Origin of the sequence: Bradyrhizobium sp. 154, from assembly GCF_023073875.1 — a bacterium.
GTDB lineage: Bacteria > Pseudomonadota > Alphaproteobacteria > Rhizobiales > Xanthobacteraceae > Bradyrhizobium.
Map to the genome: position 1 here is coordinate 119,523 of NZ_JADPKG010000123.1, position 23,605 is coordinate 143,127.

Below are 23,605 nucleotides of genomic sequence, written 5' to 3' on the forward strand. Positions count from 1 at the left end.
TCCCTGACATAGCCTTGCCAAGAAGATGCGGGTCGATTCGCCCGTATCGATGCCGTGTGCGTAAAGCTTGAGTGCCGGGGGCAGGGGCGCACCGCCGCACGTTGAGCCGTGATCTGGGGACAAGTCGGGCTGCTGCGACGAAAATCGTCGGGCCGCCGGTCCGGAACCGGCCAATCCTGCCGTGCTTGGTGTAAAACAACGCATGCGAGGGCGTTGATGATGTGGAGTCGGAGATGACGCAGCCTGCAAAGGTTACAGAACCCTCGATGGAGGAGATTCTGGCCTCGATCCGGCGCATCATCGCCGACGATGAGGCCAAGCCGCCGCCGACAGAAGCCGCAAAACCCGAGAAGGCTGCGGCGCCCGCCGCGCCAAAGCCGCAGGCGATGAACGACATTCCGCCATCCAAGGTCGCTCCGCCCAAACCCGCCGCCGAGAAGCCCGCACCGCCGCAGGCTGCAAAGCCGGCGCCGCCGCCGTCCGCAGCTGCGGCGGACGCATCCAATAGCCAAGACGATATCGACGCGCTGCTGGCCGGGCTCGACGCAGCAACGCCTGCGCCGGAGGTCCGCGCTCCCGAGCCGGAGCCGGAGCCCGACGTGCTCGAGTTGACCGACGAGATGGCGATGGACCCGACACCGCCTCCGCCGCCACCCACCTTCCACAAGGTCGAGCCGCGCGACGATCTCGAATTCACGGAATCGCCGCAGCCGCGCCCCCCGTCGCCGCCGTCCTACACGCCGGTGGACTACGATGCGCCGCCGGTGCCGCCGCAACAGCCGATCCTGGCGCAATCGACGGTCTCCGCGGTCGAATCTGCCTTCAACTCGCTGGCCCACACGGTTCTGAGCAGCAATGCGCGGACGCTGGAGGATCTGGTCAAGGAGATGTTGCGTCCGATGCTGAAGTCCTGGCTCGATGACAATCTGCCGGGCCTGGTTGAACGCATCGTGAAGGCCGAAATCGAGCGAGTCTCGCGCGGCGGCCGCTGAGAAGGGCCGTGCGGCCAAGATAAAGCCCTGCTCCGGCGTCATATTCGGCCTGCGGCCCGGGCCGAAAACGCCTGTCGTCGAGCTTCCCGTTGACTTGAACCGCGCGCGCGGCTTTCTAACAGCCCCATGATCGAGAAAAATTACCAGCCCGCCGATATCGAAACCCGCATGTCCGTGGTGTGGGAGGACAGCCTTGCCTTCAAGGCCGGCCGCCCCGACCGCCGCGACGCGGTGCCGTTCACCATTGTGATCCCGCCGCCGAACGTGACGGGCTCGCTGCACATGGGCCACGCCCTCAACAACACGCTTCAGGACATCCTGTGCCGGTTCGAGCGCATGCGCGGCCGCGACGTGCTGTGGCAGCCCGGCACCGACCATGCCGGCATCGCGACCCAGATGGTGGTCGAGCGCCAGCTGATGGAGCGTCAAGAGCCCGGCCGCCGCGAGATGGGCCGCGAGAAGTTTCTGGAGCGGGTCTGGCAGTGGAAGGCCGAGAGCGGCGACACCATCATCAATCAGCTCAAGCGGCTCGGCGCGTCCTGCGACTGGTCGCGCGAGCGCTTCACCATGGACGAGGGCCTGTCGAAGGCCGTCGTCAAGGTGTTTGTCGAGCTGCACCGCCAGGGGCTGATCTACAAGGACAAGCGGCTGGTGAACTGGGACACCAAGCTCTTGACCGCAATCTCCGATCTCGAAGTGCAGCAGGTCGAGGTCAAGGGCAGCCTCTGGTATCTGCGCTATCCGATCGAGGGGAAGACGTTCAGCCCTGAGGATCCCTCGAGCTTCATCGTCGTCGCCACCACGCGCCCCGAGACCATGCTCGGCGACACCGGCGTGGCGGTACATCCCGAGGACGAGCGTTATCAGAAGCTTATCGGCAAGAACGTCATCCTGCCGTTGGTCGGCCGCAAGATCCAGATCGTCGCCGACGACTATTCGGATCCGGACAAGGGCTCGGGCGCGGTGAAGGTGACGCCGGCGCACGACTTCAACGATTTCGAGCTCGGTAATCGCCACGGCCTGCGCCGGATCAGCGTCCTCGACAGGGAGGGTTCTCTCGATCTCCTCGACAACGAGGATTATCTGCGTGACCTGCCGGAAGGCGCCGGGCAGTTCGCCGAGGAATTCCACAAGGTCGACCGCTTTGTCGCACGCAAGCGCATCGTCGAGCGATTGGAATCGTTCGGCTTCGTCGAGCGGATCGAGCCGCACACCCACATGGTGCCGCATGGCGATCGTTCGAACAGCGTGATCGAGCCGTATCTGACCGATCAATGGTATGTCGATGCCAAGACGCTGGCGAAGCCCGCGATCGCGGCGGTGCGTTCGGGCGAAACGACGTTCGTGCCGAAAAACTGGGAAAAGACCTATTTCGAGTGGATGGAGAACATCCAGCCCTGGTGCATCTCGCGCCAGCTCTGGTGGGGCCACCAGATCCCGGCCTGGTACGGTCCGGATGGGAAGGTGTTCGTCGCCGAGACCGAGGAGGAGGCCGTCAGCCACGCGCTCGGCTACTACGTCGAGCAGGAGGTCATCACGGCCGAGCAGGGGCGTGAGATGGCGCTCGATCGCAACAAGCGCGAAGGCTTCATCACGCGCGACGAGGACGTGCTCGACACTTGGTTTTCGTCGGCGCTGTGGCCGTTCTCGACGCTCGGCTGGCCCGACGACACGCCCGAGGTGCAGCGCTATTATCCGACCAATGCGCTGGTGACCGGCTTCGACATCATCTTCTTCTGGGTCGCCCGCATGATGATGATGGGCCTGCACTTCATGAAGGAGGTGCCGTTCTCGACCGTCTACATCCACGCCCTCGTCCGCGACGAGAAGGGCGCCAAGATGTCGAAGTCGAAGGGCAACGTCATCGATCCCCTCCATCTGATCGACGAATATGGCGCGGACGCGCTCCGCTTCACGCTGGCCGCGATGGCGGCGCAGGGCCGCGACATCAAGCTCGCCACCAGCCGCGTCGAGGGCTACCGCAATTTCGCGACCAAGCTCTGGAATGCTTGTCGCTTCGCGGAGATGAATCACTGTGCCGTTCCCGACGGCTTCGAGCCGGCGAAGGCGAAGCAGACGCTGAACCGCTGGATCGCGCACGAGAGCGCGCACACCACGCGAGAAGTGACCGAGGCCATCGGAGCCTATCGCTTCAACGATGCCGCCGGCAGCATCTACCGCTTCGTCTGGAACGTCTATTGCGACTGGTATGTCGAGCTCGCCAAGCCCGTGCTGCTCGGTCCCGACAGTCCCGCCAAGGACGAAACCCGCGCTATGGTGGCCTGGGCGCGCGACGAGATCCTCAAGCTGCTGCACCCCTTCATGCCCTTCATCACCGAAGAGCTGTGGGAGGTGACGGCGAAGCGCGATAGCCTGCTCGCATTGGCGCCGTGGCCGCTCAAGCCGGTTGAGCCGACGCCGGAGCAGCTTGCGATGCTCGCCGCGACGACGGGACCGACCGATCCGCTCGTCTCGCCGGCCTGGGTGCTGCCGATCTTCGACCATGCCGACTTCAGCGATCCCGCGGCCGAGGCCGAGATCGGCTGGGTGATCGATCTCGTCACCCAGATCCGTTCGGTGCGTGCCGAGATGAATATCCCGCCGGCGACGCTGACGGCGCTGGTGCTCGTGGGCGTTTCGGCAGAGACGAAAGAGCGCGCGCCGCGCTGGACCGAAGTCATCAAGCGCATGGCGCGGCTCTCCGACATCTCTTTCGCCGACCGCGCACCTGACGGCGCCGTTCAACTGCTTGTGCGCGGCGAGGTGGCCGCGCTGCCGCTGAAGGGCGTAATCGACGTCGCCGCCGAGCGCACGCGTCTCGACAAGGAGATCGGCAAGGCCGACGCCGACATCAAGCGCGCCGAGTCCAAGCTGGCCAACGAGAAGTTCGTCGCCAACGCGGCCGAGGAGGTCGTCGAGGAGGAGCGCGAAAAGCGCGAGGCGGCGCTGGCCCGCAAGGCCAAGCTGCTGGAGGCGCTGGAGCGGCTCAAGCAGGCGTCTTAATCTGGTCCTCATTCCGGGGCGGCTCGAAGAGCCGAACCCGGAATCTCGAGATTCCGGGTCTGGTCCTTCGGACCATCCCGGAATGATCGTTACTTCGGAAACGGCTTGCTCAAAAATTTCGAGCCCTTGATGCCATAGCGCCAGGGCAGCTCGACCGCCTTGGTGATGCCGATCCGAATCCCGGCAGCGACCTCGACATCCTCCGTCCGCGCGTGCAGGGCGATCGGCGGCCGATCCAGCGGCAGCGCGTTGTGCGCGATCGTGATGCCGAGCGCTTCGGTCAGCTTGCCCGGGCCCGAGCACAGCGCGTGCAAATCCTGGAGATGGCGGCGGCGTCGCATCGCGGCTAAGCCATGGGTCGGCTCCAGCGCGCGGATCAGCACGGCGCTGGCCGAACCTTCCTCCTCGCAGACGAAGTTCACGCACCAATGGATGCCGTAGGAACGGTAGACATAGGCGTAGCCGGGCGGCCCAAACATCACCTGGTTCCGAGGCGTCGGCCCGCGATAGGAATGCGCGGCCGGGTCGGTATGATGATAGGCCTCGACCTCGACGATGATTCCACCGACGCCGTCGACCAGCATGGTGGCGCCGATCAGGTCGGGCGCGACCTCGTGGACGCTGCGGTCGAAAAAGGTCCGCTTCAGCGGCTTGCCAAGCCGCAACGGAGAGGCATTCGATCTTGGAGCCATTCGAGGTGAGAATCGCCTGAGAACAGAGCAGGATATTGCCCATATCTGCCATGTTCGCTGAAGCGGGGCGAGCCGGGTTGCGATGCTCAGCCAGACCGACTAGGTAGGACCTGAACAGACCGGACACCCCATGGTCGTTATTGTCGATACCATCACGAACCCGCTGCGCCCGCGCCACCCTGAAAAGGTGAACCGGCCCGATTCCGCTTCGCCGCCGAAGCCGGACTGGATTCGCGTGCGCGCGCCCAATACCCGCGGCTATGCCGACACCCGCAACATCGTGCGGGCCAACGGCCTGCACACGGTGTGCGAGGAAGCGGGCTGCCCGAATATCGGCGAGTGTTGGGACAAGAAGCACGCGACCTTCATGATCATGGGTGACACCTGCACCCGTGCCTGCGCCTTCTGCAACGTCAAGACCGGCCTGCCCAACGCGCTCGATGCGTCCGAACCGCAGCACGTCGCCGAGGCCGTGGCCAAGCTGGGGCTGGCGCACGTCGTCATCACTTCGGTCGACCGCGACGACCTCGCCGACGGCGGCGCCGAGCATTTTGCCCAGACCATTCGTGCGATCCGCGCCGCGTGTCCTTCGACCACGATCGAGATCCTGACGCCGGACTTCCTGCGCAAGGAGGGGGCACTCGAGGTCGTCGTTGCGGCGAAGCCCGACGTGTTCAACCACAATCTCGAGACCGTGCCGTCGCGCTATCTCACGGTGCGGCCCGGCGCGCGCTATTTCCACTCGATCCGGCTGCTGCAGCGGGTTAGGGAGCTCGATCCCACCATCTTCACCAAGTCCGGCATCATGGTCGGCCTTGGCGAGGAGCGCCACGAGGTGCTCCAGGTAATGGACGATCTGCGCTCTGCCGAGGTCGATTTCCTGACCATCGGCCAGTATCTCCAACCCACCCGTAAGCATCACGCCGTGATGCGCTTCGTGCCGCCCGACGAGTTCGCCTCCTACGAGAAGGTCGCCTACACCAAGGGCTTCCTGATGGTGTCGGCGAGCCCGCTGACCCGCTCGTCCCATCATGCCGGCGAGGATTTTGCGAGATTGAAGGCCGCGCGGGCAGCTAACGCCCGCTGAACCGCTATGCCCAAATTTTCGAGCAAGCGCCGTGTCAGTCACAGCGCATCCGAGATGTTTGATCTGGTCGCCGACGTCGAGCGATACCCGGAATTCGTGCCGCTGTGCAGCGCGCTGAGAGTGCGTCAGCGCATGGCGAAACCTGACGGCACCGAGGTGCTGGTCGCCGACATGACAGTGTCGTTCAAGCTGGTCAAGGAATCCTTCACCAGCCGGGTGACACTCGACCGCGCCAATCTGAAAATCCTGGTCGAATATCTGCAAGGTCCTTTCAGAAATCTTGAAAACCGCTGGACGTTCGAGCCCAAGGGTGAGGGCGTCTGCGATGTCGGTTTCTTTCTCGCCTATGAATTCAAGAGCCGCATGCTCGCGATGCTGATGGGCTCGATATTCGACGCCGCATTCGCGCGCTTCTCCACTGCGTTCGAAAAACGCGCGGACGCGATTTATGGCCGGCCGAAGCTGGCGCCGACGTAGGCCGCACTCTTTCCACCGGCATTGCGAGGAGCTCTTGCGACGAAGCAATCCAGAATCCCTCTGAGGAACATTCTGGATTGCTTCGCTTCCGCCTTCGCTCTCCGAGCTTCGGCGGACAAGCCGCTGGGAAATGACTGAGGATGAGCATCCAGGTAGCTTTTCCAATTGGCATCTCAATCGCAGACACACCTGCGCGTCCTCGCGGCTTTCTCTCGCCCGAGCTTTGCTTCGTCGAGACACCCTCTTGAAGTCAGAGGGCGCAGGGAAGACCGGATGCCGGCTGGGCACCCGCGGTCCACTGTGCGGGAGTTACGCTACGAAGAGCTGCACAGCGGCATACAGGTGAAGCCAAACAACCGGCCTTCCCTGCGCAGTGGTTTGACGGCTTATGCCGAGCTCTCCCCGGGGAGCGATGCACTATTGCCCCCGTCGCCTTGCGGATCGCTGATGCGCGCGCCCGGTTGGACGAAAACGCATCACCGCAAGACTTGACGCACAGGCCCCGGGCGTCAGGACGACACGGTTTTGCCGTACGCTGATCGCATCGGTCGTTTGCGCGCGGCGATCGCTCACGGTTGCCCGCCCTGCGATGCCCTTCGCGCCGGTGCTGCCAGCGTCCACCACGGCCCATCCCGCGTTCGTGACGATCGCGATCCGCCCCTCTGACAGGGATGAGGTGGCCGGACAATGTGCAAAATCAGAAATTCTGTAAAAGCGAATATTTTGACGCGAGCGGATTGACCGCGCAATTGTGTGTCTTGCCCGACGGGCAACACAAAGGGTTGTGGCCCAGATGGAGAGCAGCGCAATCCGGGCTACCAGGTTGGCGTTCCCATCGACATCCGCCGGGATCATTTCGCGCCGCCGCGAGTTCTCAACCGATTCGTCCGGGTTGGAGCTTCCATGACCATCAATTTCGATACGTTGAAAGCATCGCTCGTCCTGTATGGCTTGAACGCGATTTACGCGATCCTGCTGTTCGCGGTCGGCTGGTATCTGTCCGGCGCAATGCAGCGTTTCGTCACGCGCGTCTTGAGTGTCACGCACCGGGTCGATCCGCTGGTGACCTTGTTCGTCGCCAGTGTGGCTCGCTATGCCGTGCTCGCGGTGGTCGGCATCGCCGTGCTGCAGCTCTTCGGCATCCAGACCGCGAGCCTCGTTGCCGTGCTGGGCGCGACTTCACTCGCCATCGGCCTTGCGCTTCAAGGCACGCTCTCCAACCTCGCCGCCGGCGTGATGCTGCTGCTGTTTCGTCCCTTTCACATCGGCGACGACGTCGAGGTCGCCGGCAAGGCGGGGAAGGTGAAGTCGTTGTCGCTGTTCATGACCGAGCTGGTCGCGCTCGACAATACGCAGATCCTGTTGCCGAACGGGCAGGTGTGGGGCGCGGCCATCATCAACCACAGCGCCTATCCAGGTACGGGGGAAGTCAAGGTGGCGTTTCCGGTCAGGGCAGGTGCGGCCAATGCGTTGGCCGACCAGATCCTGAAGGAGCTGCGTGACGATCCCCGCATCGACGACAGGACCGCGCCGTCGGTCAATGTGTCAAAGGTGATCGCTGCCGATCCCGCAGCACCCGTCGTGGAATTGACGGTGAGCGCGAAGGTCAATCCATCAGATGCCGATGCGGTTAGGCAGCGCGTGCTCGATCGTGCAAGCGCGCTGCTGTCGACGGACTGAGAGCGCCTCAGCCCCGCGGCGAGCGCGGCGGCCTGCGCTTCACCGCGTGTCGGCGTGGCGAGCGGGTGACGCGGGGACGCAGACGGCTTGCGGCTGCGGGGCGCGGCTTGACCTGGACTTGCGGGCCGCGGGCGAGGTCCATCAGCATGCGCAGCGCCTCGACCACGGAGCGCGCGCGCACGGCGCTGCGGCCGATCGCGCCGAAGCGGTGCTCGCGATGGATGATGCGGCCGTCGCGCGCCGCCGCCGCGAAGTGCACGAGGCCGACCGGCTTGCCAGGCGTTGCGCCGCCGGGGCCGGCAATTCCGGTGATGGCGACCGCGAGATCGACATCGGCGCGCTCCAGGGCACCGATCGCCATGGCGGTTGCGGTCTCCTTGCTGACCGCGCCGAAATTGGCGAGCGTGCTCGCCTCGACCCCGAGCATCGCGCGCTTGGCGTCGTTGGAATAGGTGACGAAGCCCCGGTCGATCACGTCGGAAGAACCGGGGATGTCGGTCAGCGCGCCGGCGACGAGGCCGCCGGTGCAGGACTCGGCCGTCGCGATCGTCAGCTTGCGCATCCGGCACAAATCGAGCAGCGAGCGAGAGAGGGCGCGTGCGTCGCTGCCGCCCATGGTCCTACAGGCTCCAGGGCAGGCGGATGGTGGCGCTCGCGGTGGCCGCGATGCCTTCCTCGCGGCCGGTGAAGCCGAGCCGCTCGCTGGTCGTCGCCTTCACCGCGACGCGGGAGATGTCGACGCCGGAGATCTCGGCGATGCGCGCGCGCATGATGTCGCGCAAGGGACCGATCTTCGGCCGTTCGCAGATCAGCGTCACCTCGAGATTGGCGACGCGGCCGCCGCGCGCCGCGACGCGCTCGATGGCATATTTCAGGAACTGGTCGGAGGAAGCACCCTTCCACTTCGCGTCGCTCGGCGGGAAGTGCGAGCCGATGTCACCGTCGGCGAGCGCACCGAGAATGGCGTCGACCAGCGCATGCAGGCCGACATCTCCGTCGGAATGGGCGAGAAAACCCTTGGTGTGAGGGACGCGCACGCCGCAGATCATGACGTGGTCGCCGTCGCCGAAGGCGTGCACGTCATAGCCCGTGCCGGTCCTGATATCGCCGAGCTGGGCGGCGAGACGTGCTTCCTCGCGCACGAAATCCTCGGGAGTGGTGAGCTTCATATTGGCAACATCGCCTTCAAAGGTTGCAACCGTCAATCCTGCCCATTCGGCAATGGCGGCATCGTCGGTGAAATCCGAGCGTCCTTCCTTTGCCGCGCGACGATGCGCCTCGAGGATGACGTCGAAAAGAAAGGATTGCGGCGTCTGCGCGATTCGCAGCCGCGCGCGGTCCGGCGTGCCCTCGACATGGCCGTTCTCGCCGGTGAGCTTGATCGTGTCGGTGACGGCAATGGCGGGGATCGCTGCGCCGGTGCGGCTCGCCGCCTCGATCGCACGGGAGATCACGCCTTCCGAGACGAAGGGGCGGGCGGCGTCATGGATCAGGACGATATCGGGCTTGTGCCGTGCGAGCGCTTCGAGGCCGGCGAGCACCGAGGCTTGGCGGGTGGCGCCGCCGTTGGCCGGCGGCTCGTGCTTGAGGCCTGCGACCGCTGCCGTGAAGATGGCGGTATCGTCGGGATTCACCACCGGCTGCACCGCAAACACCTCGGGGTGGCGGCTGAAGGCTTCCATGGCGCGATGGATCACGGGCACACCGCCGATCTCGCGATATTGCTTCGGCCCGCCAGCGCCGGCGCGCAAGCCGCGTCCGGCTGCGACAAGGACGGCCGCGGTGCGTTGTGATTTCGCCATGGGACTCAAATACTCAGTTGATGATGACGAGTCGGGGAGTGGGGTGATTTGGTGGCATGCCTCTAGCACGGCAGGCCCGCAAAAAAAGGGGTTTCCGGCGCATTGTGGGCAACAGCATTTTGCTGCACTGCACTTGAAAGATTTGCAGAACTGTCTAAACTGTAGGCATGACGCTTGACTGCACAAGAACTGTGCGCAAGATAGATCATGGCAGGCGCGATGAGGCCCTGTCCAGTCAACGAGACCCCTGTGACCGGCTCGGCAATATCCGGCTCTAAGCCGTTGAAAATAGGCGATATTGATGTCGCCACCCCGGTCTTCCTGGCACCGATGTCGGGGGTGACTGACTCGCCCGTTCGGCGGTTGGCCGCGGAGCTTGGGGCGGGTCTCGTCGTGTCGGAAATGACAGCCAGCGATGAACTCGCCAACGGCCACCGGATGTCGCGGTTGCGTTGCGAAGCGACGGGAATCGGTCCGCATGTGGTCCAGCTCGCCGGCTGCGAGGCGCATTGGATGGCCGAAGGCGCCCGGATCGCTGAGGCCGAAGGCGCCGACATCATCGATATCAATATGGGCTGTCCGGCCCGCCACGTCACCGGCGGCCAGTCCGGCTCGGCCCTGATGCGCGACCTCGACCATGCCGTCAGCCTGATCGAGGCGACGATCGCCGCGGTCAAGGTGCCCGTGACACTGAAGATGCGGCTCGGCTGGGACGACCGCAGCCGCAACGCGCCGGAGCTGGCGCGGCGCGCGGAAGCATCAGGCATCAAGCTCGTCGCCGTGCATGGCCGCACCCGCTGCCAGTTCTACAAGGGCGAGGCCGATTGGGATGCGATCCGCGCCGTGCGCGAGGCCATCTCCATTCCGCTCGTCGTCAATGGCGACATCACGTCCTATGAGAAGGCGCTCGCGGCGTTGGAGGCCTCCGGCGCCGATGCCGTGATGATCGGCCGCGGCGCGCAGGGCCAGCCCTGGCTGCCCGGCCAGATCGGCCGCCGCCTGAAGGGCGGGGCAGAGGAAGCAACGCCGGCGCTCGAGACGCAGCTGCATTATGTCCGCACGCTCTATGAAGGTGTTTGCGCACTATACGGCTTGCGCATTGGCCTCAGGCATGCGCGCAAGCATCTGGGCTGGGCGCTCGACGTCGCGGCGGAGGTCAGCGGCGCGCCGGCCGAGACGCTGAAATCGTGGCGCCAGAAGATACTCACCTCGGAGGAACCGCGCCGCGTTCACCAATCGCTGCAAGACGCCTTCGACGACTTCGCATGGAGGGCCGCTGCATGAGCTCAGCCGCCGAACATCGCCGGCCGTCCGACAGCGATGCGATCTTGGATGCGCTGCCCAATCCCGTGCTGATGATCGGCCCGGACGGCAAGATCGTCGCCGCCAACATCGCGACCGAAGCCTTCTTCGAAATCTCGACGCAGTTCTTGAAGCGGCAATCGCTCAAGGAGCTGGTGCCGTTCGGCAGCCCGCTGCTGGCACTGATCGACCAGGTGCGCTCGTCGAACTCGCCGGTCAACGAATACAAGGTTGATCTGGGCACACCGCGCATGGGCGGCGACCGCCAGGTCGACCTGCATGTGGCTCCGCTCACCGAGCGGCCCGGCCATATCGTGGTGATGCTCCAGGAGCGCAGCATCGCCGACAAGATGGACCGTCAGCTCACCCATCGCAGCGCCGCGCGCTCGGTGATCGCGCTCGCCGCGATGCTGGCGCACGAGATCAAGAATCCGCTGTCGGGAATCCGCGGCGCGGCTCAATTGCTGGAGCAGCAGGCCTCGTCCGAGGACCGCATGCTGACGCGCCTGATCTGCGACGAGGCCGACCGCATTGTGACGCTGGTCGACCGCATGGAGGTGTTCGGCGACGAGCGCCCCGTGGTGCGCGGTCCCGTCAACATTCACTCTGTGCTCGATCACGTGAAGCGGCTGGCGCAGTCCGGCTTTGCCCGCAACATCCGCTTCATCGAGGATTACGATCCTTCGCTGCCGCCGGTGCTGGCGAACCAGGACCAGCTGGTCCAGGTGTTCCTCAATCTCGTCAAGAACGCCGCCGAAGCCCTGATCGACGCGCCCGACGCCGAGATCCAGCTCACCACCGCGTTCCGCCCCGGCGTGCGCCTGTCAGTCCCCGGTCAAAAATCCCGGGTATCCCTGCCGCTTGAATTCTGCGTGAGAGACAACGGACCAGGCGTGCCAGACGACCTTCTGCCCAACCTGTTCGATCCCTTCGTGACCACCAAGCAGACCGGCTCGGGGCTGGGCCTCGCGCTGGTCGCAAAGATCGTCGGCGATCACGGGGGCATCATCGAATGCGAATCTCAGCCGCGCAAGACCACCTTCCGCGTGCTGATGCCGATGTATTCCACATCGGCGAAACATGCCGATCAAAGCAGCCGCGCCGACTCTGCCGGGAAGCCGTCGCCTGCATCACAGGGGGCAAGATGAGGATTAACGATGCCCGCAGGTAGCATTCTCGTAGCTGATGACGATACCGCCATCCGCACCGTTCTCAATCAGGCACTGTCCCGCGCCGGCTACGAAGTGCGGCTCACCGGCAATGCCGCAACCTTATGGCGTTGGGTCAGCCAGGGAGAGGGCGATCTCGTCATCACCGACGTGGTGATGCCCGACGAGAACGCTTTCGACCTCTTGCCGCGGATCAAGAAGATGCGGCCCAATCTGCCCGTCATCGTCATGAGCGCACAGAACACGTTCATGACGGCGATCCGCGCCTCCGAGCGCGGCGCCTATGAATATCTGCCGAAGCCCTTCGACCTGAAGGAGCTGATCGCCATCGTCGGCCGCGCGCTCGCCGAACCGAAGGAGCGGGTCTCGACGCCGGACGACGACGCCGAAATGGAGGCGATCCCGCTGGTCGGCCGCTCGCCGGCGATGCAGGAGATCTATCGCGTGTTGGCGCGCCTGATGCAGACCGACCTCACCGTAATGATCACGGGCGAGTCCGGCACTGGCAAGGAATTGGTGGCACGCGCGCTGCACGATTACGGCAAGCGGCGCAACGGCCCCTTCGTCGCCGTCAACATGGCGGCGATCCCGCGCGACCTCATCGAATCCGAGCTGTTCGGCCATGAGCGCGGCGCCTTCACCGGCGCCAACACCCGCGCCTCGGGCCGGTTCGAGCAGGCCGAGGGCGGCACGCTGTTCCTCGACGAAATCGGCGACATGCCGATGGAGGCGCAGACCCGCCTGTTGCGCGTGCTCCAGCAGGGCGAATACACCACCGTCGGCGGCCGCACCCCGATCAAGACCGACGTGCGGATCGTCGCGGCTTCCAACAAGGATCTGCGCGTCCTGATCCAGCAGGGCCTGTTCCGCGAAGACCTGTTCTTCCGTCTCAACGTCGTGCCGCTGCGGTTGCCGCCGCTTCGCGAGCGTATCGAGGACCTGCCTGATCTGGTGCGGCACTTCTTCACGCTGGCCGAGAAGGACGGATTGCCGCCGAAGAAACTCGATGCGCTGGCGCTGGAGCGGATGAAGCAGCACCGCTGGCCGGGCAATGTGCGCGAGCTCGAAAACCTCGCCCGGCGCTTGGCCGCGCTTTATCCGCAGGACGTGATCACGGCCTCCGTCATCGACGGCGAGCTCGCGCCGCCTTCGGTCAGCCCGGGTGCGGCGGTCCAGCAGGGCGTCGACAATCTGGGCGGCGCGGTGGAGGCCTATCTATCCTCGCACTTCCAGGGCTTCCCGAACGGCGTGCCGCCGCCGGGTCTCTATCACCGCATCCTGAAGGAGATCGAGGTGCCGCTGCTCACGGCCGCGCTCGCTGCCACCCGCGGCAATCAGATCCGCGCCGCAGACCTGCTCGGCCTCAACCGCAATACGCTACGCAAGAAGATCCGGGATCTGGACATCCAGGTCTACCGCAGCGGGGCATAGTCGTGCCGGACGGACGGTGGCTCAGCTCCCCCTACCAAGGCAGAGCTGAGCCTGTCCGGATCGCGCTGGCCGTTGTGGCTGACGCGGTGGGCAGAAGTCCGCATCGGACTGAAATGTTCCGCTCGCACGTACAAATTGGTCATTCGGCCGCAAGGCGCTGCATCATCTACCTGACAAGTCGGCTGGATGCCGGCATCACGCTGGCGACATTCACCAGCGGCTGCTGAAGGCCGAGCCCGTTAACCAGGAGGTCGGCGGCCACGATCAGTAGAAGCACGGCCGAGACCATCGTCGCGAGAAAAAATCTATCCATCCCCGTCAAGCCGGGACGGCGGGAATCCGTTCCCGTCCAACCGGAATCTGCTTGTGGATGTGCCGTCCGTCGCGGCGGAGACGCCGCGGAATTGTCGCAATTCGGCAACAATGTGGTACGAATACATCAGTATCCGCGCGCCCGCGGACCCGTTTTCAGCAGCCCATTGCCGGAATGACCAGCGCAGATACCTCGGCCGCATCCTTTGACACGGCCCCAGCCGAAGAGCCCAAGCGCTGGTCGCTGCGGCGCTGGCTGGCACCCTTCGCCGTGGCCCTGGCGCTGCTGTCGGCCCTCCTGACCTTCCTGGTTCTGACCGGCCTCACCAAGATCGAGCCGACGCCGGAGGTGGTCCGCTCGTTCTATCTGATCAATGCGGCCACGATCCTGCTCCTGGTCGGGATCATCGTCCGGGAACTCTGGCAACTGATCCTGGCGCGACGGCGGGGCAGGGCGGCAGCGCGCCTCCATGTCCAGATCGTCAGCCTGTTCTCGATCGTGGCGGTGCTGCCGGCGGTGCTGGTCGCCGTGGTCGCCAACGTCACCATCGAGCGCGGCCTCGACCGGCTATTCTCGGGGCCGACCAAGGAGGTGATCCAGAATTCGCTGACGATCGCGCGGGCCTACATGCAGGACCATGCGCAGCTGATCCGCGGCGACATTCTCGGCATGGCAAACGACATCGCGCACGCCCGGCCGCTCTACGACCAGGACCGCCGCTCGTTCCGCGAGATGCTGACCGCCAGCGCCGGCTCCCGCAATTTGCCGGGCGCAATGATCATCGACAAGAACACCAACATTTTGGAATCCGCCGACACCGGCATGCGGCTCGCCTATTCGCCGCCGGCGCCCGACTTTCTCAGCAACGTCAACGAGTCCGAGCCCGAGATCGCGGTGCTGCCGGACGCGAGCTTCGTCGCCGCGGTGATCCGCCTGCGCGCCTTCAGCGACACGTTCCTCTACGTCGCCCGGCCACTCGATCCGAACGTCGTCAACCAGCTCAAGCAGACCGAGGTCAGCGTCGCCGAATACGCTCAGATCGAGTCGCGACGGCTCGGTATCCAGGTCGCGTTTGCGCTGATGTTTGCGGTGATCGCGCTGACCATCCTGATGGCCTCGGTGCTGATCGGCCTCAACTTCGCCAACTCGCTGGTCTCGCCAATCCGACGGCTGATGAATGCAGCCCACACGGTCTCGACCGGCGATCTGCATGTCCAGGTGCCCGTGCACCAGTCGGAAGGCGATCTTGCCCAGCTCGGTGAGACCTTCAACAAGATGACGCAGGAATTGCGCAGCCAGCGCGACGAGCTCGTCAACGCCAGCGACCTCATCGACAGCCGCCGCCGCTTCATCGAGGCCGTGCTGTCATCGGCAAGCGCCGGCATCATCGGCGTCGACACCTCCGGCAGCGTCGGCATCCTCAACCGTTCCGCCGAGAAGCTGATCGGGCACTCCGAAGCGGAGACGCTCGGCCACCCGCTCTCCGACGTGCTGCCCGAGCTCGACGAAATGATGAAGACGGCACGGGAAGGGACCCAGCGCCTGGTGCAGGGCCAGATCACGATCACCCGCGACGGCACCGAGCGCAATCTCTCGGTCCGCGTCAGCGCCGAGAAGACCAGCCAGCCGCGCGACAGCTACATCATCACGCTCGACGACATCACCGAGCTCGTGTCGGCGCAGCGCACCTCGGCCTGGGGCGACGTGGCGCGCCGCATCGCCCACGAGATCAAGAACCCGCTGACGCCGATCCAGCTCTCGGCCGAGCGCATCCGCCGCAAGTTCGGCAAGACCATCACAGAGGACAAGGACAAGCAGGTCTTCGACCAGTGCACCGACACCATCGTGCGCCAGGTCGACGACATCAGGCGCATGGTCGACGAGTTCTCCCGCTTCGCGCGGATGCCGAAGCCGGTGATGGAAGGCGAGGACGTCGCCGACACCGTGCGGCAGGCGGTATTCCTGATGAAGGTCGCCCATCCCGAGATCGACATCGAGGCTGAGTTCAAGGAGGATCCGCTGCGCGCCCAGTTCGACCGGCGACTGATCTCCCAGGCGGTCACCAACATCGTCAAGAACGCAACCGAGGCGATCGAGCAGGTCCCGCCGGAGGAGCTCGGCAAGGAAAACGGAAAGGGCCGCATCGACGTCGTGGTGTCGCGCGAGGGCGAGGACGTGCTGATCGACGTCATCGACAACGGCATCGGCCTGCCCAAGGTCGCGCGCTCGCGGTTGCTCGAGCCCTACGTCACGACGCGCGCCAAGGGCACCGGCCTGGGGCTGGCGATCGTCGGCCGCGTGCTGGAAGACCACGGCGGACGCATCGAGCTGAAGGACGCTTCCGACTTCCGCGAAGGCCAGCGCGGCGCCTGGATGCGGTTGCGCTTTGCGATCTCCGGGCAACCTGCGAAGTCCGAGACGGCCGAGCCGGCGGCCGCGGCCAAGGAAGCAACCAAGTCGGACAACAAGCAAGCCGTTACGGAATCCATCAAGGACCCGGAAACGAAAGAGCCGGCCGCCGGAACCAAAAAGCCGACTGAAAAGACCAATGATTCAACGAAAATCGAAGCCTCAACAGGTAGCTGACAAGGCAGGCGCGACCCATGGCAAGTGAAATTCTGATTGTCGATGATGAGGCCGATATTCGGGACCTCGTTGCCGGCATACTCGAAGACGAGGGGTTCGTCACAAGGACTGCGCGCGACAGCGATACGGCCCTGGCCGAGATCGCCAACCGCAGACCGCATCTGGTGTTCCTCGACATCTGGCTCCAGGGCTCCAAGCTCGACGGCTTGCAGCTCCTGGAGCAGGTCAAGAAGGACAACGCCGATCTGCCGGTCGTGATGATCTCCGGCCACGGCAACATCGAGACCGCGGTCGCAGCGATCAAGCGCGGCGCCTATGACTTCATCGAGAAGCCGTTCAAGGCCGACCGGCTGATCCTGGTCGCGACCCGAGCGCTGGAGAACTCGCGCCTCAAGCGCGAGGTCAAGGAGCTGAAGCAGCTCGCGCCGAGCGCCAGCCAGCTCGTCGGCCGCTCGCCGAGCATGAACCAGCTGCGCCAGACCATCGAGCGCGCGGCCAAGGCCAACAGCCGTATCCTGATCGTCGGCCCCGCCGGCGCCGGCAAGGAGCTGACGGCGCGCACGTTGCACATGGCCTCGGGCCGCGCCGACGGACCCTTCGTCGTCATCAATGCAGCCGCCATCACGCCCGAGCGGATGGAGCATGAGCTGTTCGGCGTCGAGCAGTCCAACGGCGAACAGCCGCGCAAGGCCGGTGCGCTCGAGGAAGCCCATGGCGGCACGCTGTTCATTGACGAAATTGCCGACATGCCGCGCGAGACCCAGAACAAGATTCTGCGCGTGCTGGTCGAGCAGTCGTTCCAGCGCGTCGGCGGCACCGCCAAGGTGCAGGTCGACGTCCGCATCATCTCCTCCACCGCGCGCAATCTCGAAGAGGAGATCGCGGCCGGTCATTTCCGCGAGGACCTCTATCATCGGCTCTCGGTGGTGCCGATCCGGGTGCCCGCGCTGTCGGAGCGGCGCGAGGACATTCCGGAATTGATCGATTACTTCATGGAGCAGATCTCGGCCGGCAGCGGCCTGCCGAAGCGTCAGATCGGGCAGGATGCGATGGCGGTGCTGCAATCGCACGTCTGGCCGGGCAATGTGCGCCAGCTCCGCAACAATGTTGAGAGAGTCATGATTCTGGCTGCGGGCGGGCCCGAAGTCATCATCACGGCCGACATGTTACCGCAGGACGTCGGCTCCATGGTGCCGGCGATGCCGACCAGCAACAATGGCGAGCACATCATGGGGCTGCCGCTGCGCGAGGCGCGCGAAGTATTCGAGCGCGACTATTTGATTGCACAGATCAGCCGTTTCTCGGGAAATATTTCTCGCACGGCCGAGTTTGTTGGCATGGAACGTTCAGCGCTGCACCGGAAGCTGAAGGCGCTTGGTGTCGGCTAGCGCGGCCAGGTGGCGGTCAGAGATCAAAGATAAGCGAGGAAAATCATCGATTTCCGTAGTTTTTCGGGGCAATACGGCTGGGGCTGCCGCGTGAAGCGGCTTGCCTAATAAGCCCACCTGTCCTCTAATTGCACAGCTGTTCCTTCCGAGGGGGATCTCATGAGGCACGGCAACCGGAAGAGGCTCCGAATTTCAAAAGAGGGCCGCAACCGGCGCAATAAAAAGAAACTCAAAGCGAGATAAAAACAATGGCGGCAGACCGCGCACAAAACCTGCAGGACACCTTCCTTAATCACGTTCGCAAAACCAAGACGCCACTGACGATCTTTCTGGTCAACGGAGTGAAGCTCCAGGGCATCGTGACCTGGTTCGACAATTTCTGTCTGCTGCTTCGGCGCGACGGTCACTCGCAGCTTGTCTACAAGCATGCGATATCGACCATCATGCCGGGTGCGCCGATCCAGTTGTTCGAAGGCGGCGAGGATCAGCCGGCTTGAGAGTGATCTGATTGGAACCCCGAAATTTCGACGGGGATGCCGACCGTCCGCGGCCGGCAGGGGCTAAGCAGACGGGGCGGGTGCTTGTCATCGGCCCCTACTTGCGTGTGCGCGCGGGCAGTGCCGACGTGCAATCGGAAAACCATGGCTTGTCTAATCAAGTCCTGCGTAACGCCGAGGCCCGGCTCGATGAAGCCGCGGGCCTCGCGCGCGCGATCGATCTCGTCATTGCCGACGCCATTATCGCGCCGATCAGCCAGATCAGGCCGGCGACCTATATCGGCAAGGGCAAGGTCGAGGAGATCGCGGGGCTGATCAAAAGCCTCGATGTCGAGCTCGTGGTGATGGATTGCGCGCTGGCGCCGATCCAGCAGCGCAATCTCGAGAAGGAGCTGCACGCCAAGGTGCTCGACCGCACCGGGCTTATTCTGGAAATCTTCGGCCGCCGCGCCAAGACCAGGGAAGGCTCGCTCCAGGTCGAGCTCGCGCATCTCAACTATCAGCGCTCGCGCCTAGTGCGCTCATGGACCCATCTCGAACGCCAGCGCGGCGGTTTCGGATTCATGGGCGGTCCCGGCGAGACGCAGATCGAAGCCGACCGCCGCCTGATCCAGGAGCGCATCTCCAAGCTGGAGGGCGAACTGAAGAAGGTGCAGGCGACGCGCCGCCTGCACCGGGCCGGGCGCCAGCGCGTCCCGTATCGCGTCGTCGCGCTGGTCGGCTACACCAATGCCGGCAAATCGACGCTGTTCAATCGCCTGACGCGCGCCGACGTGCAGGCCGCCGACATGCTGTTCGCGACGCTCGACCCGACCCTGCGGGCGCTGAACCTGCCGCACGGCGGCAAGGCGATGCTGTCCGACACGGTCGGCTTCATTTCCAATCTGCCGACACAGCTCGTCGCCGCCTTCCGCGCCACGCTGGAGGAGGTGTTGGAGGCGGACGTCATCCTGCATGTCCGCGACATCTCGCATGAGGATGCCGAAGCGCAGCAGAGCGACGTCGACGCGGTGCTGCGCCAGCTCGGCATCAACCCTGATGATTCCGGCCGCATCATCGAAGTCTGGAACAAGATCGATCGTTACGATGCCGAACAGCGCGAAGAGCTTTTGAACATCGCCGCACGCAGGCCGGAGGACCATCCGGCGATGCTGGTCTCCGCCGTGTCGGGCGAAGGGGTGGAAGCACTGCTCGCCGCGATCGAGCAACGGCTCGCGGCCAAACGCACCACGCTGGATCTCTCCATCGACGCCGCCGACGGCGCCGGCATCTCCTGGCTGCATCGCAATTCCGAGGTGCTGTCCAAGAAGCTGCACGACGGCCGCTTCGACATGACCGTGCGGGTCGACGAGACCAAGCGGGATATCGTGGTGTCTAGGTTCGATGCGGTGCCGCATCTCTCAGCGTAGACGCTGTCGTCCCGGATCTGCGCGCGCTTGAGGCGCGCTTGTCCAGGACGACATTTTGGTTAACGGCGAACTTCTTTGCGTCCCTCCGACGCCGGCTTTTCGTCGACCTTCGCCTCGTTCCATAGCGCATCCATTTCCGCGAGCGAGGCCTGCTCCAGCGTGCGCCCCTGCGCCTCCAGCGCGCGTTCGATATAGGCGAAGCGCCGCTCGAATTTTGCATTCGTCGCCCGCAAGGCGCTTTCCGGATCGGCATCGACATGGCGGGCGAGGTTGACGAGGGCGAACATCAGGTCGCCCGTCTCCTCCGCTAATTCCTGCTTGTCGTTGCGGTCGAGCGCGGCCTCGATCTCGTCGGCTTCCTCGCGGATCTTTTGCAAGACCGCGCGCGGATCGTTCCAGTCGAAGCCGACGGTGGAGGCCGTGCGCTGAAGCTCCATGGCGCGCGTCAGTGCGGGCTGGCCGGCCTTCACGCCCGACAGCAGTGATTTGCGCGCCGGCGCGTCCTCCGGCGGCCGGCGCGCGGCGCGCTCGGCTTTCTCCTCGGCCTTGATGCGGTCCCAGACTTCCTTGACGTGAGAGGAGGCGAGATTTCCGTCCTTGTCGGCGAAGACATGAGGATGGCGGCGGATCATCTTGCGGGTGATGGCTTCGACGACGTCGCCAAACGCGAACGCGTTCTGCTCCTCAGCCATCTGGGCGTGGAACACGACCTGCAATAGGAGGTCGCCGAGCTCCTCGCGCAGATCGTCGAGGTCGCCCCGTGTGATGGCGTCGACCACCTCATAGGCTTCCTCGATCGTGTAGGGCGCGATGGTCGCGAAATCCTGCTCGAGGTCCCAGGGGCAGCCGGTCACCGGCGTGCGCAGCGCCGCCATGATCTCGATCAGGCGGGAGATGTCGCGGGAAGGGGTCATTGCGGGGCAGTCTCCTGGCTCCAAACCTTATGCCAAAAGCGGGCGCCCGTTCCCAGCGGAGCGCGGCGGAACAGGCCGATTTCCACCGATTGGCGGGCGGTCTGCGCAGTGCTAAAGCGCGGACCATGAGCGACGCATTTTCATCGCAGACCGCCTTGGTGCTGTTTTCCGGCGGCCAGGATTCCACCACCTGCCTCGCCTGGGCACTCAGCCGTTTCGCCCGCGTGGAGACGCTGGGGTTCGACTATGGCCAGCGCCATGCCATCGAGCTCGCCTGCCGCGACCGCCTGCTCGAGGGCATCAAGGGCCTGCGCGCGGATTGGGCCGCAAGGCTCGGCGACAGCCACACGCTGTCGATCCCGACGCTGGCGGCCGTGTCCGAGTCGGCGCTGACGCGGGACGTCGCGATCGCGATGGGCGCCGACGGCCTGCCCAACACCTTCGTGCCCGGGCGCAATCTGGTGTTCTTGACCTTCGCCGCGGCGCTGGCCTACCGGCGCGGTATCAGCCACATCGTCGGCGGCATGTGCGAGACCGATTATTCCGGCTATCCCGATTGCCGCGACGAGACCATCCGCGCCATGCAGGCCGCGCTCTCGCTCGGCATGGCGAGAGCCTTCGAGCTGCATACGCCGCTGATGTGGATCGACAAGGCCGCGACGTGGAAGCTGGCCCACGATCTCGGCGGCGACGGCCTCGTCGATCTCATTCGCGAGCAGTCGCACACCTGCTATCTCGGCGAACGCGGCGCGCAGCATGAGTGGGGCTACGGCTGCGGCGAGTGCCCGGCCTGCAGCCTGCGTGCGAAGGGGTGGCGGGAGTTTGCGGCGGGGCGGTAGGCGTCTCGCTCCGTTGTCATTGCTGTCGACGAGGAGCCCTTGCGACGAAGCAATCCAGACTGTCGCCGCGGAGGGATTCTGGATTGCTTCGCTACGCTCGCAATGACGAAGGCAGCGACAGCTACGCCTTAAAAAAATCCTCCGGCCGCAGCTCGATCGGCTTGCCATGCGGCGTGCGATCGGCGGCGTGGTCCCAGGCGTTGCGGTAGCGGTGAAGCGTCTCCGTCGAGGCGACGCCCTTGCGTGCGACGAGGCCTTCCAGCGTGGCGAGCCAGTGCAGGTAATAGGTCTCGCCCGTATCGGGATCGCCAGCGGCCTGTGCGCGCTTGATCTCGTCGGCCAGTACGGCGGCCCATTCCGGCCAGGTGAACACGCCGCGTTCGTGCAGGGTGAGCGCCATCGCAAACGCATGCGCCTCCCAGGGCGCGCGGAACACCGGGCCGTCGTCGTCACGGGGAATGCTCGGAATGGCCGCCGTCGCGGCGGCCGCAAGCGTGCGGCTCATCACGCCGGATCCAGATAGGGCTCGAACGCGTCGATCGAGACCTTCGAGTTCGGATCCCCGTCCGCCCCCCAGAGATCGCGGCCCTCGAACACGACCGTGTAGAGCCATTGCGGATTTTCGCCGCGCTCCATCGCCGCCGTGTCAGGAAACACGTGGCAGCCATGGTTGAGCTCGACGACGCCGACATGGCCGCGCACATAGCGCGGCAGCCGTGTATGCGTCGCCGGATGAATGTTCTTGGCGCGCACGCGATCGCCGATCGCAAATTTCGCCGGGGCCGGGGCAGGGCGGGCGAACTTGCCGCGCACCATCACGCGCTCGACATTGGCGAGATCGAACTTGCCGTGCTTGAGCGGCTTTGCGGGCTGCATCGCGTGGCCGGCAGCGACCTCCTCCCTGGTGAGATAGCCCTTCTCGATTAGCATCTCCTCGAGCCCGAGAAACCACTTCTTGTAGTAGGAGCTCGACAGATAGACGTCCGGCGGCAGCGTCTCGCGATAGTACCGCGAGGTGTCGATGTTGAAGGCACCGGCCGCGCCCATCGCCCGCACCATCGCGAGGACACGCGATTCCCAATCGGCGTGGAACATCGGCTCGTTCGGCTCGGGCTCGACCTTACCGAACCCGTCCATGCCGCCCATGTCGTGCACGCCGTTCACGACGGCGCTCCCGGCGTCTTGGGAAAGCCGGTGCCGATCATGGAGTCGCGGGTGACGAGCTCGGCGAGCTGCTCTTCGCTCCAGCCTTCCGTGCCTTCGGGGCGCATCGGCAGCACCAGGAAGCGCGTCTCGGCAGTAGAATCCCAGACACGGATTTCGATCTTCTTCGGCAACGTGACGCCGAAATCGGCGAGCACGCCGCGCGGGTCCTTCACCGCACGGGAGCGGTAGGGCGCGGCCTTGTACCAGACCGGCGGCAATCCCAGCATTTCCCAAGGATAGCAGGAGCATAGCGTGCACACGACCATGTTGTGACGCTGCGGCGTGTTCTCGACCACGACGAGATGGTCACCGACGCGGCTGACATGCCCGAGCGTGCCGATGGCTTTTGAGCCGTCCTCCAGCAGCGCCTGTTTGAACGCCGGATCGGTCCAGGCCTTGGCGACGACGCGCGCGCCATTATGCGGGCCGATCTTGGTCTCGTAGGCCTCGATGATGGCATCGAGCGCGGCCGGCTCCACGTAACCTTTTTCGGTCAGGATCGTCTCGAGCGCGCGCACGCGCAGCTCGGTTTCCGATAGTTCGGAATGATCGTGATCGTGGTGATGGTGGTCGTGATCATGGCTCATGGGACGAAAGATAGGCGCAAAGGTCCCCGCCTGTCGAGGATGCGTGCTGGCGCCACGGTAGGATGCAAAGTGAGGTCGATGCCAGGGCCGCAGGTCCGGATTCGCCGTGCTCGGATCAGACGACAGCCCGGCAGATGATTTTTCTTCGCCAAGGAGCGATCGGGAAAACTTTGTCCAACTGCCCGCCGATATCTGAGATTGCAAGAAGGGTCTGAAAGGGCGATGGTGCGT

At 64.8% G+C, this 23,605-nt stretch carries 22 protein-coding genes; 13 read left to right on the top strand and 9 right to left on the bottom strand.

Annotated features, from left to right (window positions below):
- Positions 1-233 precede the first annotated feature (233 nt).
- Together IVA92_RS34530 and IVA92_RS34535 are read left to right on the top strand one after the other, a co-directional pair.
- Positions 234-992, top strand: coding sequence for a DUF2497 domain-containing protein (locus tag IVA92_RS34530; protein WP_247281075.1), 759 nt, complete (start codon positions 234-236; stop codon positions 990-992).
- 126 nt (positions 993-1,118) lie between these two features.
- Positions 1,119-3,995: a valine--tRNA ligase gene (locus tag IVA92_RS34535; protein ID WP_247281076.1), complete on the top strand. Its 2,877-nt coding sequence runs from the start codon at positions 1,119-1,121 to the stop codon at positions 3,993-3,995.
- Between the two features lie 89 nt (positions 3,996-4,084).
- Here IVA92_RS34535 and IVA92_RS34540 read toward each other — a convergent pair whose 3' ends face one another.
- Complete coding sequence (locus IVA92_RS34540) at positions 4,085-4,687, bottom strand: DNA-3-methyladenine glycosylase (RefSeq protein WP_247281077.1); 603 nt, start codon at positions 4,685-4,687, stop codon at positions 4,085-4,087.
- Between the two features lie 130 nt (positions 4,688-4,817).
- On the opposite strand from IVA92_RS34540, the gene lipA reads away from it, so the two are divergent.
- The 3 genes from lipA to IVA92_RS34555 all read left to right on the top strand — a co-directional run bounded on the left by lipA (position 4,818) and on the right by IVA92_RS34555 (position 7,931).
- Entirely contained in the window at positions 4,818-5,774 is a 957-nt protein-coding gene (lipA, locus tag IVA92_RS34545) for a lipoyl synthase (protein ID WP_247281078.1), read from the top strand.
- Positions 5,775-5,780: 6 nt separating this feature from the next.
- On the top strand, positions 5,781-6,251 hold the full coding sequence (locus IVA92_RS34550) for a type II toxin-antitoxin system RatA family toxin (RefSeq protein ID WP_247281079.1): 471 nt from the start codon (positions 5,781-5,783) through the stop codon (positions 6,249-6,251).
- Between the two features lie 903 nt (positions 6,252-7,154).
- On the top strand, positions 7,155-7,931 hold the full coding sequence (locus IVA92_RS34555) for a mechanosensitive ion channel domain-containing protein (RefSeq protein WP_247281080.1): 777 nt from the start codon (positions 7,155-7,157) through the stop codon (positions 7,929-7,931).
- Between the two features lie 7 nt (positions 7,932-7,938).
- On the opposite strand, the gene IVA92_RS34560 is transcribed toward IVA92_RS34555, so the two are convergent.
- From IVA92_RS34560 to IVA92_RS34570, 3 genes are all read right to left on the bottom strand, one after another.
- A complete protein-coding gene (locus tag IVA92_RS34560) occupies positions 7,939-8,547 on the bottom strand; it encodes a CinA family protein (RefSeq protein WP_247281081.1) in 609 nt (202 codons plus the stop codon).
- A gap of 4 nt (positions 8,548-8,551) precedes the next feature.
- Positions 8,552-9,733 (bottom strand): bifunctional 2-C-methyl-D-erythritol 4-phosphate cytidylyltransferase/2-C-methyl-D-erythritol 2,4-cyclodiphosphate synthase, encoded by a 1,182-nt coding sequence (locus IVA92_RS34565; protein WP_247281082.1) that lies wholly within the window; start codon positions 9,731-9,733, stop codon positions 8,552-8,554.
- A gap of 62 nt (positions 9,734-9,795) precedes the next feature.
- Positions 9,796-10,044, bottom strand: coding sequence for a hypothetical protein (locus IVA92_RS34570; protein ID WP_247281135.1), 249 nt, complete (start codon positions 10,042-10,044; stop codon positions 9,796-9,798).
- Between IVA92_RS34570 and dusB the strand changes: the two genes are divergently transcribed.
- From dusB to ntrC, 3 genes are read left to right on the top strand one after another with little or no spacing between them, the layout of a single operon-like run.
- Positions 10,016-11,017, top strand: a complete 1,002-nt coding sequence (gene dusB / locus IVA92_RS34575; protein ID WP_247281129.1) for a tRNA dihydrouridine synthase DusB — start codon at positions 10,016-10,018, stop codon at positions 11,015-11,017. The genes IVA92_RS34570 and dusB overlap by 29 nt on opposite strands.
- Positions 11,014-12,183: a nitrogen regulation protein NR(II) gene (locus IVA92_RS34580; RefSeq protein ID WP_247281083.1), complete on the top strand. Its 1,170-nt coding sequence runs from the start codon at positions 11,014-11,016 to the stop codon at positions 12,181-12,183. The genes dusB and IVA92_RS34580 overlap by 4 nt, the downstream gene beginning before the upstream one ends.
- Positions 12,184-12,192: 9 nt before the next feature.
- On the top strand, positions 12,193-13,635 hold the full coding sequence (ntrC, locus tag IVA92_RS34585; RefSeq protein ID WP_247281084.1) for a nitrogen regulation protein NR(I): 1,443 nt from the start codon (positions 12,193-12,195) through the stop codon (positions 13,633-13,635).
- A gap of 166 nt (positions 13,636-13,801) precedes the next feature.
- Here ntrC and IVA92_RS34590 read toward each other — a convergent pair whose 3' ends face one another.
- On the bottom strand, positions 13,802-13,948 hold the full coding sequence (locus IVA92_RS34590) for a hypothetical protein (protein ID WP_247281085.1): 147 nt from the start codon (positions 13,946-13,948) through the stop codon (positions 13,802-13,804).
- Between the two features lie 174 nt (positions 13,949-14,122).
- Here IVA92_RS34590 and IVA92_RS34595 point away from each other — a divergent pair, with 174 nt between their 5' ends.
- The 4 genes from IVA92_RS34595 to hflX all read left to right on the top strand — a co-directional run bounded on the left by IVA92_RS34595 (position 14,123) and on the right by hflX (position 19,828).
- Positions 14,123-16,534: a PAS domain-containing sensor histidine kinase gene (locus tag IVA92_RS34595; RefSeq protein WP_247281086.1), complete on the top strand. Its 2,412-nt coding sequence runs from the start codon at positions 14,123-14,125 to the stop codon at positions 16,532-16,534.
- Between the two features lie 17 nt (positions 16,535-16,551).
- Positions 16,552-17,922, top strand: coding sequence for a sigma-54 dependent transcriptional regulator (locus IVA92_RS34600; RefSeq protein ID WP_247281087.1), 1,371 nt, complete (start codon positions 16,552-16,554; stop codon positions 17,920-17,922).
- 248 nt (positions 17,923-18,170) lie between these two features.
- Positions 18,171-18,419, top strand: a complete 249-nt coding sequence (gene hfq / locus IVA92_RS34605; RefSeq protein WP_007591126.1) for an RNA chaperone Hfq — start codon at positions 18,171-18,173, stop codon at positions 18,417-18,419.
- An 11-nt stretch (positions 18,420-18,430) separates the two neighbouring features.
- Positions 18,431-19,828, top strand: a complete 1,398-nt coding sequence (gene hflX / locus IVA92_RS34610) for a GTPase HflX (RefSeq protein WP_247281088.1) — start codon at positions 18,431-18,433, stop codon at positions 19,826-19,828.
- 59 nt (positions 19,829-19,887) lie between these two features.
- Here hflX and mazG read toward each other — a convergent pair whose 3' ends face one another.
- On the bottom strand, positions 19,888-20,742 hold the full coding sequence (mazG, locus tag IVA92_RS34615) for a nucleoside triphosphate pyrophosphohydrolase (protein WP_247281089.1): 855 nt from the start codon (positions 20,740-20,742) through the stop codon (positions 19,888-19,890).
- Positions 20,743-20,867: 125 nt separating this feature from the next.
- Here mazG and queC point away from each other — a divergent pair, with 125 nt between their 5' ends.
- Positions 20,868-21,581, top strand: coding sequence for a 7-cyano-7-deazaguanine synthase QueC (gene queC / locus IVA92_RS34620; protein WP_247281090.1), 714 nt, complete (start codon positions 20,868-20,870; stop codon positions 21,579-21,581).
- 121 nt (positions 21,582-21,702) lie between these two features.
- Here queC and IVA92_RS34625 read toward each other — a convergent pair whose 3' ends face one another.
- Genes IVA92_RS34625 through nthA form a run of 3 tightly spaced genes read right to left on the bottom strand, consistent with a single transcriptional unit; the run spans position 21,703 to position 23,374 of the window.
- A complete protein-coding gene (locus IVA92_RS34625) occupies positions 21,703-22,086 on the bottom strand; it encodes a nitrile hydratase accessory protein (protein WP_247281091.1) in 384 nt (127 codons plus the stop codon).
- Entirely contained in the window at positions 22,086-22,745 is a 660-nt protein-coding gene (gene nthB / locus IVA92_RS34630) for a nitrile hydratase subunit beta (protein WP_247281092.1), read from the bottom strand. Before nthB ends, IVA92_RS34625 begins: the two co-directional genes overlap by 1 nt.
- A complete protein-coding gene (nthA, locus tag IVA92_RS34635; protein WP_247281093.1) occupies positions 22,742-23,374 on the bottom strand; it encodes a nitrile hydratase subunit alpha in 633 nt (210 codons plus the stop codon). Before nthA ends, nthB begins: the two co-directional genes overlap by 4 nt.
- Positions 23,375-23,605 lie beyond the last annotated feature (231 nt).